The organism is Micrococcus sp. HG099, from assembly GCF_024723355.1.
Classification (GTDB): Bacteria; Actinomycetota; Actinomycetes; order Actinomycetales; family Micrococcaceae; genus Micrococcus; species Micrococcus endophyticus.
Genome location: NZ_JANQCJ010000077.1, coordinates 1 through 11,436, shown reverse-complemented (window position 1 = coordinate 11,436; position 11,436 = coordinate 1). Strand labels below are relative to the sequence as shown.

Annotated in this window: 11 protein-coding genes; 9 read left to right on the top strand and 2 right to left on the bottom strand. The window is 74.1% G+C overall.

Annotated features, from left to right (window positions below; genetic code table 11):
- Window positions 1-162: 162 nt before the first annotated feature.
- Window positions 163-2,076 carry an FAD-binding monooxygenase gene (locus tag NWP10_RS07835; RefSeq protein ID WP_258300466.1) on the bottom strand — a complete coding sequence of 638 codons (1,914 nt, stop codon included), beginning with the start codon at window positions 2,074-2,076 and terminating at the stop codon, window positions 163-165.
- Window positions 2,077-2,278: 202 nt separating this feature from the next.
- On the opposite strand from NWP10_RS07835, the gene NWP10_RS07830 reads away from it, so the two are divergent.
- The 9 genes from NWP10_RS07830 (at window position 2,279) to pcaC (ending at window position 10,668) form a co-directional block, all read left to right on the top strand.
- Window positions 2,279-3,013 carry an IclR family transcriptional regulator gene (locus NWP10_RS07830; RefSeq protein ID WP_258300465.1) on the top strand — a complete coding sequence of 245 codons (735 nt, stop codon included), beginning with the start codon at window positions 2,279-2,281 and terminating at the stop codon, window positions 3,011-3,013.
- 70 nt (window positions 3,014-3,083) lie between these two features.
- Window positions 3,084-4,214: a histidinol-phosphate transaminase gene (locus NWP10_RS07825; RefSeq protein WP_017488054.1), complete on the top strand. Its 1,131-nt coding sequence runs from the start codon at window positions 3,084-3,086 to the stop codon at window positions 4,212-4,214.
- A 9-nt stretch (window positions 4,215-4,223) separates the two neighbouring features.
- The gene (locus NWP10_RS07820) at window positions 4,224-5,024 is read left to right on the top strand and encodes an IclR family transcriptional regulator (protein WP_258300464.1); all 801 of its coding nucleotides are present in this window, start codon (window positions 4,224-4,226) and stop codon (window positions 5,022-5,024) included.
- 127 nt (window positions 5,025-5,151) lie between these two features.
- Complete coding sequence (locus tag NWP10_RS07815) at window positions 5,152-6,360, top strand: 4-hydroxybenzoate 3-monooxygenase (protein WP_258300463.1); 1,209 nt, start codon at window positions 5,152-5,154, stop codon at window positions 6,358-6,360.
- Between the two features lie 146 nt (window positions 6,361-6,506).
- Window positions 6,507-7,220 carry a protocatechuate 3,4-dioxygenase subunit beta gene (gene pcaH / locus NWP10_RS07810; protein WP_258300467.1) on the top strand — a complete coding sequence of 238 codons (714 nt, stop codon included), beginning with the start codon at window positions 6,507-6,509 and terminating at the stop codon, window positions 7,218-7,220.
- Window positions 7,220-7,867 (top strand): protocatechuate 3,4-dioxygenase subunit alpha, encoded by a 648-nt coding sequence (gene pcaG, locus NWP10_RS07805; protein ID WP_158494025.1) that lies wholly within the window; start codon window positions 7,220-7,222, stop codon window positions 7,865-7,867. Before pcaH ends, pcaG begins: the two co-directional genes overlap by 1 nt.
- Window positions 7,867-9,291 carry a lyase family protein gene (locus tag NWP10_RS07800; protein ID WP_258300462.1) on the top strand — a complete coding sequence of 475 codons (1,425 nt, stop codon included), beginning with the start codon at window positions 7,867-7,869 and terminating at the stop codon, window positions 9,289-9,291. Before pcaG ends, NWP10_RS07800 begins: the two co-directional genes overlap by 1 nt.
- 88 nt (window positions 9,292-9,379) lie before the next feature.
- Window positions 9,380-10,195, top strand: a complete 816-nt coding sequence (locus tag NWP10_RS07795) for an alpha/beta fold hydrolase (protein ID WP_158492619.1) — start codon at window positions 9,380-9,382, stop codon at window positions 10,193-10,195.
- A gap of 62 nt (window positions 10,196-10,257) precedes the next feature.
- Complete coding sequence (gene pcaC / locus NWP10_RS07790; protein ID WP_051039960.1) at window positions 10,258-10,668, top strand: 4-carboxymuconolactone decarboxylase; 411 nt, start codon at window positions 10,258-10,260, stop codon at window positions 10,666-10,668.
- A gap of 58 nt (window positions 10,669-10,726) precedes the next feature.
- Here the strand turns inward: pcaC and NWP10_RS07785 are convergent, their stop codons facing one another.
- Complete coding sequence (locus NWP10_RS07785; protein WP_017488047.1) at window positions 10,727-11,266, bottom strand: HPP family protein; 540 nt, start codon at window positions 11,264-11,266, stop codon at window positions 10,727-10,729.
- Between the last annotated feature and the right edge of the window lie 170 nt (window positions 11,267-11,436).

Genomic DNA, 11,436 nt, shown 5'->3' with positions numbered 1-11,436 from the left:
GGGTAGCCCTCGCCCGTGGCCCCGGGCGGGCCGGGACGGCGCTGAGCCGCCGCGGCGGGGGCGCGGAGCGGCGTCGCCCCCGGACGACGAGAGCCGCCGGGGGCCCGAGCGTGATGCTCGGTCCCCCGGCGGCTCGGTGCGGGCCCGCCGCCCCTGACGGGGTCAAGAGGCGTCGAGCAGCACGCCCGCGAAGAACTCGTTCAGGCGCTCCACCTCGTCCAGGCCGAAGACGCCGGAGACGTAGTGGTCCGGACGGACCACCACCACGGCGCCGTCGCGGCTGATGCCGCGGGCCTCGAAGATGTCCTCGCCGTGCTTGGGCTGGCAGGTGGCGAAGATGTTGTTCAGGTCCAGCAGGCGCAGGTCGCCCGACGTCGGGCGGAACACGGCCGGCACGTCCGGGTGCGCGAACTCGGTCTGCTTCTGCTGGTAGACCACCTTGACGTCGAAGCGCGCGTCCTGCGGGCCGTCGGCGGGGGTGTGGCGGTTGCGGAAGGAGCGCGGGTCCTCCTCGACGGCCTTCGCCCAGGCGGCGACCTTCGAGTCGGCCGAGCGGGGGGAGGCGGCGTCGGCGAAGACGTACACGCGCCAGCGGCCGTCCGCGCGGTGCAGGTGGCCCAGGTGCTTGACGTTGGTGTCGCACGAGCGCTCCACCAGCGCTGACTTGAAGCGCTTGCCGATCGGGAAGCCCGCGGCCAGGGACTGGCCCGTGGCGTCCGTGGTCAGGATCGAGGGCTTGTACTCCGTCATGAAGCCGGCGGGGAACTCGGCGGTCTTCGTGTAGAAGTCGGCCACCTCGTTGGGGTCGCCCAGCTCGGAGGTGGGCTTCGCCATGAGCGTCGACCACTCCTTGTCGAAGTCGATCAGGTTCTTGGCGATCTCCTTGCGCTCCTCCGAGTAGGTGGGCACCAGCTCGGCCGGGGCCACGCCGGAGAGCACCTGGCCCAGCTTCCAGCCCAGGTTCCAGCCGTCCTGCATGGACACGTTCATGCCCTGGCCGGCCTTCGCGGAGTGGGTGTGGCAGGCGTCGCCGAGCAGGAACACGTTGGGGTGGGCCACGCGCTCGCGGTTGTCGAAGCCCGAGGTGAGGCGGTGGCCCACCTCGTACACCGAATGCCAGGCGACCTCCTTCACCTCGAGGGTGTAGGGGCGGATGATCTGCTGGGCGCGGCGGATGATCTCCTCGATCGGGGTCTGCCGCACCTTGTGGTCGTCGTCCGCCGGGACCTCGCCGAGGTCCACGTACATGCGGAACAGGTGGCCGCCCTCGCGGGGGATCAGGAGGATCGAGCCGGTGCTCGAGTGGATGGCGCACTTGGTGCGGATGTCCGGGAAGTCGGAGACGGCCAGCGCGTCCATGACGCCCCACGCGTGGTTGGAGGCGTCGCCGGTCAGGGTGTGGCCGATCGCCTTGCGGACGCGGGAGCCCGCGCCGTCCGCGCCCACCACGTACTTGGCGCGCACCTGGCGGGTCGGGCCCGAGGCGGGGTCCTCGAGGGCGTTGCCCTGGGCGTCCACCGTGCGGCGCAGCGTCACGAGGACGGGGTACTCGCCCTCGGCGGAGTCCTCGAGGGACTCGAAGGACCAGCCGTAGTCCGGCTCGGCGCGGGTGGGGGAGTTCTTCATGTACTCGGCGAACCAGTCCAGGATGCGGGCCTGGTTGACGATCAGGTGCGGGAACTCGGAGACGCCCTCGGGGTCGTCCTCGGCCAGGGAGGTGCGCACGATCGTGTCCGCGTCCTCCGAGGAGGGGTTCCAGAACGCCATGGAGGTCAGGTCGAAGGCCTCGTCGATGATCTCGCTCGCGAAGCCGAAGGCCTGGAAGGTCTCGACGGAGCGGGCCTGGATGCCGTCCGCCTGGCCGATCTCGAGGCGGTGGGGGCGGCGCTCGATGATGCGGGTGTGGACGTCCGGGAACATGGCGAGCTGGGCGGCGGCGATCATGCCGGCCGGGCCCGAGCCGACGATCAGCACGTCCATCTCGTCCGGCAGCTCGGCGGGGCGGTCGAGGCCGATGCCGGCGGCGGGCTGGACGCGCGGGTTCGTGGAGACGTAGCCGTGGTGGTGGAAGAGCATGGGGGGTCCTTTCGCTACGGGGGACGTCGCTGCGCGGCGCGCGTGCCACCCGACGGCGTGTTCTCTCAGAGAACACGGTGTTCCCAGGGGGAACTTGATGTGACAGACTGTACGACGACGTGACCCCGTTCACAACAGGTGGGCGTGTCCGTGACGCGCCCCGCGCGTCGCGCTTTCCAGGCGGACGAGGAAGAGGTGCGGCATGGCAGAGGACGACGGCGGCCCCGCGCCCGCCCGGGAGGGCGCGCCCTCCCAGACCCTCTCCCGCGCGCTCGCCCTGCTCGAGGCGGTGGTCGAGGCCGCCGAGCCGCCCACCATCGCCGAGCTCGCCGACGGACTCGGCGTGCATCGCTCGGTGGCCTACCGCGTGCTGCGCACCTTCGAGGCGCACGGCCTGCTGCGCCGCGACCCCCTCGGCCGCGTCCACAGCGCCCCCGGCCTGGCCGTCCTCGCGCGCCGCGTGGAGCAGGACCTGCGCACCGCCGCCATGCCGCACCTGTCCGCCGTCTCGGCCGACCTGGGCATGACCGCCTTCCTCGTGGTGGGGGACGGCTCCACCTGCCTCACCCTGGCCACGGTGGAGCCGCCCCGCGGCAACCTCGTCACCCAGCGCCCCGGCACCCGGCACCCGCTGGGCATCGGCGCGCCGGGCATGGCGGTGGCCCTCGCCCTGCCGGAGCAGGAGTGGGAGCAGCGCCGGGGCGCCGCCGCCCCGGAGCGCCCGGAGCTGGGGGAGGCCCGGGAGCGGGGCTGGGCAGTCAGCCGCGACGAGGTCATCACGGGGGTCTCCTCGGTGGCGGTGCCGCTGAGCGTGCCGGGGCAGCTGCCGGCCGCCCTCGCCGTCGTCTACGCCACGCGCCCCGAGGACCCGGAGCGCCTGGGTGGGCGCCTGAAGGAGGCGGCTCAGGCCGTGGCCGCCTCGCTCGGCGCGGCCTGAGCCGCGCCCCCTCCCCGCCCCCGGCCCGGCCGCCGCGCCCGCGCGTGCGGCCGCGACTACCCTGTGACGCATGACTGATGACGCCCAGCCCACGCCCGCCGCGGTCGCGCCGCACAAGAAGGTGGGCATGCTCCCGCCCTATGCCGCCGGCAAGCCGCCCGTGGCGGTCCCGGGCCTGCGCCCCTACAAGCTGTCCTCCAACGAGAACCCGCACGCGCCGGTGGCCGGCGTCATCGAGCGGGTGCGCGGGGTCGTGACCGGCCCCGAGGGCGCGCCCAGCACGCTCTGCCGCTACCCGGACACCCTGTCCACGGGGCTGCGCGAGGCCCTGGCCGCGCACCTGGACGTCCCGGCGGACGACGTCGTCACCGGCGCCGGCTCCCTCGGCGCCCTCTCCCAGGTCATCACCGCCTTCGCCGGCCATGGCGAGGCCGGCCGCGGCGACGAGGTGATCTTCGCCTGGCGCAGCTTCGAGGCCTACCCGATCGTGGTGCGCACCGCCGGCGCCGTGGACGTGCAGGTGCCCCTCACCGCGGACCACCGCCACGACCTGCCGGCCATGCTGGCCGCGATCACGGACCGCACCCGCGTGATCCTGCTGTGCACCCCCAACAACCCGACCGGCCCGGTGCTCACCACCGCCGAGGTCGAGGGCTTCCTGGCCGAGGTGCCCGAGCACGTGCTCGTGGTCATCGACGAGGCCTACGTGGAGTTCGTCCGGGACGAGGACGCCGTGCGCGGCCTGGACATGTACCGCAAGCACGCCAACGTGGTGGTGCTGCGCACCTTCTCCAAGGCCCACGGCCTGGCGAACCTGCGCGTGGGCTACTCGGTGTCCCGCCCGGAGATCACGAAGGCCCTGCGCACCGTGGCCACCCCGTTCGCCGTGTCCACCGTGGCCGAGGAGGCCGCGATCGCCTCCCTCGAGCACCTCGACGAGGTTCTGGAGGGCGTGCAGCTCGTGGTGGACGAGCGCGAGCGCGTGGCCGCCGCCCTGGCCGAGGCCGGCTGGGACGTGCCCGCCTCCCAGGCCAACTTCGTGTGGCTGCCGCTGGGCGAGCGCACCGCCGACTTCGCCGCGGCCGCCCAGGCCAAGGCCCTGTCCGTGCGCGCGTTCGCGGGCGAGGGCGTGCGCGTGAGCATCGGCGAGCAGGAGGCCAACGACCGTTTCCTCGAGGTGGCCCGCGACTTCTTGAAGTGAGCCGGTGACGTGAGCGGCGCCCTGGACCGGCTGATCCGGATCCTCAGCTCCTTCGACGCCGAGCGGCCGGCCATGACCGTGGCCGCGCTGGCCCGGCGCGCCGACCTGCCCCTGCCCACCGCCTACCGGTGGGTGGAGCGGCTGGTCGGCGCCGAGCTGCTGGAGAAGGACGACGACGGCCTCGTGCGGCCCGGCCTGCGCCTGTGGGAGATGGCCTCCCGCAGTGCCCCGAGCATGTCCCTGGCGCGGACGGCCATGCCGTTCCTGGTGGACGTGCAGTCGGTGCTGCGCCAGAACACGCAGCTGGCCGTGCTGGACGACGAGGGCGTGCTGGTGCTCGAGCGGCTCTCCTCGCAGGGGGCCGTGGTGAACCAGGCCGCGGTGGCGGGGCGGCTGCCCCCGTTCACCACCTCGTTGGGGCTCGTGCTGCTGGCGCACTCCCCGGCCGACGTCGCCGAGCGCTTCATCGCCCGGCACCGCGCCCAGCTGGGCGTCGCCGTCGAGCACCACCCCAGCGAGGCCGGCGGCGCTGCGCCGGCGGGCGCGAGGGTGCGGGTGACCGCGCCCACGGAGCCGCACCTGCGGGCCCTGCTAGCGGGGATCCGCCGTGAGGGCTACGCGGCCGTGGACGGGGCGCTGGACGAGGAGGCGCGCGGCATCGCGGTGCCCGTCACGCGGGCGGACGGCATCGTGGTGGCCGCCCTCGGCGCCGTGGTCCCGTGCGACGCGCCCTACACGCCGGGCGTGCCGCCGCTGCTGATGACGGCGGCCCGCGGCATCGCCCGGGCGGTCGGCGGGGATTCTCACTGAGTGAGAACGCCCGCCCGCCGACCGTGGCGGACGCCACACGATGGGTGGGACCGTGTCCGGCCGAGGCACCCCTGCGCGGACCGACCGTGGCCGGCCGGACCGGTGACGCCCCCGTCGAAAGGACGCCATGACCCAGCAGCCCGTGACCCGCACCCGCGTCGGCATCGTCGGCGGCGGCCCCGCCGGGCTGATGCTCTCCCACCTGCTCTCGAAGCAGGGGATCGACAACGTGGTCCTCGAGTCCCGCGACCACGAGACCATCGCGAACACCCACCGCGCCGGCATCCTCGAGCAGCCCAGCGTGGACATGCTCACCGACACCGGCGTGGACGGCCGCGTGAAGACGGTCGGCGACGAGCACCGCGGCATCTTCCTGCGCTTCGACGGCGAGTCCCACGCGCTGGACTTCCCCGAGCTCGTGGGCGCCACCGTCACCCTCTACGCCCAGAACGAGGTCTTCGTGGACCTCGCCGCGGCCCGGGAGCGCGACGGCGGCGACGTGCGGTTCGAGACCGAGGTCGTCGAGGTCCTGAACATCGACTCGGACACCCCCGGCGTGCGCTTCCGCTCCGTGGCCGGCGGCGAGCAGGGCCCCGTGGAGGAGCTGCGCTGCGACATCCTCGTGGGCGCGGACGGCTCCCGCTCCACCGTGCGCAAGGCCCTGCAGGCCGGCACCGAGGGCAAGGACTACTTCAACGAGTACCCGTTCGCGTGGTTCGGCATCCTCGCCGAGGCCCCGAAGTCCTCGCCCGAGCTGATCTACGCCCGCTCCGAGCACGGCTTCGGCCTGATCTCCCAGCGCTCCGAGACCGTGCAGCGCATGTACTTCCAGTGCGACCCCGCCACCCGCGTCGAGGACTGGTCCGACGACCGGATCTGGGAGCGCCTGCAGAAGATCGTGGCCGGCCCGGACGGCTTCACCCTCAAGACCGGGCCCATCATCGACACGACCGTGCTGGGCTTCCGCTCGTTCGTGCGCACGCCGATGAGCCACCGCAACGTCTTCCTCGCCGGCGACGCCGGGCACACCGTCCCGCCGACCGGCGCCAAGGGCCTGAACCTCGCCTTCGCGGACGTGCGGGTGCTGTTCGAGGCGCTGGACTCGTGGGCCTCCACCGGCTCCCGCGACCTGCTGGACGCCTACTCGGACTCCGCGCTGGCCCGCGTGTGGAAGGCCCAGAACTTCTCGTACTGGATGACCACCATGCTCCACGCCCGCCCCGAGGCCTCGGAGTTCGAGGACATGCGCGTGCGCGGCGAGCTGCTCAACGTGGTCAGCTCCCGGTTCGGCCAGCAGTACCTGGCCGAGCAGTACACCGGCTGGCCGCACCGCTGAGCCGCCTCCACCACCCCAGACCCTGAGAAGAGAGAAGAGCCGACGTGAGCGACCCCGTGCAGAAGCAGGACGACGACACGTTCGACAACGCCCGCGTGCTCGACCCCGCGGCCACCCAGGACTCCCAGGAGCAGATCAGCGAGGAGATGGCGGCCGTCCACGGCCAGGTCTCGGGCGAGACCCAGCCGCGCCTGGACTTCCCGCCGTACCGCTCCTCCGTGTTCCGCCACCCCACCAAGGCGATGGCGCACGCGGACCCGGAGAGCATCGAGCTGTGGTCCCCGGCCTTCGGCCACCGGGACGTGCATCAGCTCGAGTCCGACCTCACGGTGGGCCAGAACGGCGAGCCCATCGGCGAGCGCATCAAGGTGCGCGGCCGCGTGCTCGACGGCCAGAGCCGCCCCGTGCGGGGCCAGCTCGTGGAGATCTGGCAGGCCAACGCCGCCGGCCGGTACGTGCACAAGCGCGACCAGCACCCGGCGCCGCTGGACCCGAACTTCACCGGTGTGGGCCGCACCCTCACGGACGACCGCGGCTTCTACGAGTTCACCACCATCAAGCCGGCGCCGTACCCGTGGAAGAACCACCACAACGCGTGGCGCCCGGCGCACATCCACTTCTCGCTGTTCGGCACGGACTTCACCCAGCGCATGATCACCCAGATGTACTTCCCGGGCGATCCCCTGTTCGCGCTGGACCCGATCTACCAGGGCATCACGGACCAGAAGGCCCGCGACCGCCTGGTGGCCACCTACGACCACTCGGTCTCCGAGCACGAGTGGAACACCGGCTACCACTGGGACATCGTGCTCACAGGCAGCCACCGCACCTGGATGGAAGACGAGGAGGGCGATCACTGATGCGGATCGACGAGAACAGCGAGCGCGACGCGCAGGGCCGGCTCATCCCGACCCCGGGCCAGACCATCGGCCCGTTCTTCGGCTACGCCGACGGCTACGAGCAGGTCCACCTGCCCTTCCGTGACGGCCAGAACCTGGTGCCCCCGGGCCGCGCGGACGCGCTGCGCCTCACCGGCACCGTGTACGACGGCAACGGGGACCCGATCCCGGACGCCATGCTGGAGATCTGGCAGGCGGACGCCCAGGGCGTCATCTCCCAGGAGGACGGCTCCCTCGTGCGCGACGGCTTCACCTTCACCGGCTGGGGCCGGGCCACCGTGGACAACGTGGGCACCTACACCTTCTCCACGGTGGAGCCCGGCGCCACCGGCGAGGGCACGGCACGGTTCATCAGCATGGTCGTGTTCGCCCGCGGCCTGCTGAACAAGCTCCACACGCGCGTCTACCTGCCGGAGGACACGGAGGCCCTCGCGGCCGACCCCCTGCTGCAGTCCCTGCCCGAGGAGCGCCGCCGCACCCTGATCGCCGAGCGTCTCGACGACGGCTCGCTGCGGTTCGACGTGTGGATCCAGGGCCGTGGGGAGCACGCGGACAAGGAGACCGTGTTCCTGCAGTTCCCCGGCATCGAGTACCCGCAGCACGACTGATGACGGACCTGGACGCCCTCGACCTCAGCGCCGACGCCGGCCTGCTCAACCCCGCGTGGGCGGGCAGGCCGGTGGCGCGGTCCACCGCGGACCGCGCCTTCCTGCAGCGCATGCTCGAAGTGGAGGCCGCCTGGGTGGCGGTCCTCGCCCGGCACGGCCTGGCCACCGACGAGCAGGCGGAGCAGGCCGAGCGGGCGTGCGATCCGGCCGGCTACGACCTCGTGGCGATCGCCCGGGCCGCGCAGGACGGCGGCAACCCGCTGATCCCCTCGCTGAAGGCGCTGCGGGCACAGCTGCCGGCCGGCTCCGCCGTGCACATGGGCGCCACGAGCCAGGACATCATCGACACCGCGCTCATGGCGATGGCGGCCCAGGTGGGCCGGGACCTCGGCGAGGACCTGCGCGCCCTCGCCGCGGCCCTCGCCCGGCTCGCCCGCGAGCACCGGGGCACACCCATGGTCGCCCGGTCCCTGGGGCAGCACTCGCTGCCCTCCACCTTCGGGCTGCGGGCCGCCAACTGGCTCGACGCCGTCGGGCAGGCCGCGCAGCGCCTGGAGCGCGCCACCGCCGCCCTGCCCGTGCAGTGGGGCGGCGCCGCCGGCACCATGGCCTCGCTCGCCGGCCACGTGGACCGAGCGCACCGCGCCGGCCGCCTGGACGAGTCCGTCACCGTGTTCACGCTCGTGGAGGACCTCGCCGCCCGCCTCGGGCTCAGCGCCCCCGCGGGCCCGTGGGACACCAACCGCATGGCGGTGACCGGCGTGGCGGCCGCGCTCGCGGACGTCACGGCGGCGTGCGGCAAGATCGCCAACGACGTGCTGCTGTCCTCCCGGATCGAGAACGGCGAGCTCGGCGAGCCCCTCGCGGCCGGCCGCGGCGGCTCCTCGGCCATGCCGCACAAGCAGAACCCCGTGCTCTCCGTGCTCGTGCACTCCGCGGCGCTGTCCGCGCCGGGGATGCTCGCGCAGGTCTACACGGCCGCCGGCGCCGCCAACGACGAGCGCCCGGACGGCGCGTGGCACGCCGAGTGGCCGGCCCTGCGCCAGCTGCTGCGCGTGGCCGGCGGCGCCGCCTCCCTCACCCGCGAGCTCGCCGAGGGCCTGCGCGTGAACGCGGACCGCATGGCGGAGAACCTCGCCCGGAGCGGCCCCGTGCTCGTCTCCGAGCGGCTCATGGCCGAGCTGGCCCCGGCGATCGACGAGGCGTCCGGGGAGCCCGGCGCGGGCAAGGCCGCGATCCAGGGCGCCGTGGACGACTCCCTCGCCGGCCGCGGCGACTTCCGCGCGCTGCTGCGCGAGGCCATGCCGGACACCGTCTCGGACGACCGCCTCGACGAGCTGCTCGACCCCGCCGGGTACACCGGCGAGGCCGGCGCGCTCGTGGACCGCATCCTCGCCGCCCACGCCGAGCTGATCGACGCCTGACCGGCGCGCCCGGCGTGCGCGTCCCCCGGCCAGGCCGGAGACGCCGCGCCGGGCCCGCCCCCGACCCTCCAGAGGAAGGACCCTCCCCATGGCCCAGCCCACCGTCACCACCACCCTCCTGAAGGCTGCCGAGTCGCCCGCGCGCGTGCTCCTGGTCGGCGCCGGCCTCGGCACCGGCGTGCACGCCCTGTGGTCCCTCGCCGCGCAGCGGATGGCCGAGGACACCCTCGTCATCGGCTACGACCTGCCCGGCCACGGCGCCTCCGCGCCCCACGCCGACCCGTTCACGATCGCCGAGCTGGCCGACGCCGTCGTCGCCGCCGTGGCGCGCCTGAAGGACGAGGGCGCGATCCCCGCCGACGTGCCCCTGGCCTACGCGGGCGTGTCCCTCAACGGCTGCGTGGCCCTGCAGCTCGCCCTCGAGCACGCGGACGTGGTCTCCGGCGTGGCCGTGGTCTGCTCCGCCGCGAAGATCGGCGAGGCGAAGGCCTGGCACGAGCGCGCCGAGCTCGTGGAGAAGGCCGGCACCCCCACCATGGTGGCCGGCTCCGCCGAGCGCTGGTTCGCCCCCGGGTTCATCGAGCGCCACCCCGAGCGCACCACGGACCTGCTGCACACGCTGCAGGAGGCCGACCGCCACTCCTACGCGCGCCTGTGCGAGGCCCTCGCCGGCTTCGACGTGCGCGAGCGCCTCGGCGAGATCCGCGTGCCCGTGCTGACCGTCCACGGCGCGCACGACGCCGTCACCCCGCCGGCCGCCGGCGAGGAGATCGCCGCCGCCGTGCCGGGGACCACCGTCGTCGCGCTCGACGACGCCGCCCACCAGGCCCCGCTCGAGCAGCCCGTGGCCACCGCCGAGGCGCTCGCCGCGTTCCTGACGACCGTGCAGGAGGCGGCCAAGTGAGCGGCGGGCGGACGGAGCACGCCGGCGGCGCGGACGCCGGGCAGACCCCCCTCGGCCACCAGATGGAGCGCACCTCCCAGGAGATCCTCGACGCCGGCATGGCCGTGCGCCGCGAGGTCCTCGGGGACGCCCACGTGGACCGCGCCGAGGCGAAGAAGGACGCGACCACCGAGGACTTCCAGAACCTCATCTCCCGGTACGCGTGGGGCACCATCTGGACCCGCCCCGGCCTGGACCGGCGGATGCGCTCGGCCGTGACCATCACGGCCATGATCTCCGGCGGCTACTGGGAGGAGTGCGCCATGCACCTGCGCGCAGCCCTGCGCAACGGGCTGAGCCGGGACGAGATCAAGGAGATCCTGCTGCAGACGGCGATCTACTCCTCGGTGCCGGCCGCGAACGTCGCGTTCAAGCTGGCCCAGGAGGTCTTCGCGCAGGTGGACGAGGACCTGGCGGCCGGCCGGCCGCTCTGAGTCCCGCGAGGACCACCGCGACGCACCGCCCCCGGCTCCGGCCGGGGGCGGCGCCGTCTCAGGCCGGGGGCGGCGGGGGCCCGATGACCCGCCACATCAGGCGGCGGTAGAGCAGGGCGCACGCGGTGAGCACGAGCGCGCCGGAGAGGATCGGGGCGAGCAGGTAGTCCCAGCCGGCCTCCACGAGCATCACGGACAGCGCCGTGGCCCCGGCCGGGGCGTGGATGACCCGCAGCCCGGCCATCACCGCCATGGCCAGCCCCATCCCGGCCGCGAGCGAGTACCAGGCCAGCGGCAGGACCGAGGACACCGCGATCCCGCACGCGGCGGCGGCCACGTGCCCCACGAGCACGTTGGCCGGGTGCGAGTGCGGGCCGTGCGGCACGAGGAACACGAGCACGCAGGACGAGCCGAACGCGCCCACGAGCAGGGGCAAGGAGGTCAGGTCCTGCCCGATGCTGAGCGTGGCGATCGTGGCGGCGCCGGCCAGGGAGGCGGCGAGGATGACGTGCCAGGGCAGGCGGGGCAGCAGCGGACGGCGCCACGGGTCCAGGAGCCGGGGGCGGCGCAGGCCCGGCGCGCGGGACAGGCGGGACATCCTGGCTCCTTCTCCTCGGCGGTGGGCCCCTCCAGGGTAGGCCGCGGGCGCGGCCGGGGCCGGTCCCGGGGCGGGCGGGACCGACTGTGACGGCCGGATCAGCGGCGCAGTGCGACGAGCGCGTCCTCGGCGTCCCGCGCCGCCTCGCGCAGCACCGGCAGGGCCTGGGC

Coding starts and splice junctions, on each gene's coding strand:
- NWP10_RS07795 (WP_158492619.1), top strand. CDS start 9,380: ATGGCCCAGCCCACCGTCACCACCACCCTCCTGAAGGCTGCCGAGTCG.
- NWP10_RS07800 (WP_258300462.1), top strand. CDS start 7,867: ATGACGGACCTGGACGCCCTCGACCTCAGCGCCGACGCCGGCCTGCTC.
- NWP10_RS07815 (WP_258300463.1), top strand. CDS start 5,152: ATGACCCAGCAGCCCGTGACCCGCACCCGCGTCGGCATCGTCGGCGGC.
- pcaG (WP_158494025.1), top strand. CDS start 7,220: ATGCGGATCGACGAGAACAGCGAGCGCGACGCGCAGGGCCGGCTCATC.
- NWP10_RS07830 (WP_258300465.1), top strand. CDS start 2,279: ATGGCAGAGGACGACGGCGGCCCCGCGCCCGCCCGGGAGGGCGCGCCC.
- NWP10_RS07835 (WP_258300466.1), bottom strand. CDS start 2,076: ATGCTCTTCCACCACCACGGCTACGTCTCCACGAACCCGCGCGTCCAG.
- NWP10_RS07825 (WP_017488054.1), top strand. CDS start 3,084: ATGACTGATGACGCCCAGCCCACGCCCGCCGCGGTCGCGCCGCACAAG.
- pcaH (WP_258300467.1), top strand. CDS start 6,507: ATGGCGGCCGTCCACGGCCAGGTCTCGGGCGAGACCCAGCCGCGCCTG.
- NWP10_RS07785 (WP_017488047.1), bottom strand. CDS start 11,266: ATGTCCCGCCTGTCCCGCGCGCCGGGCCTGCGCCGCCCCCGGCTCCTG.
- pcaC (WP_051039960.1), top strand. CDS start 10,258: ATGGAGCGCACCTCCCAGGAGATCCTCGACGCCGGCATGGCCGTGCGC.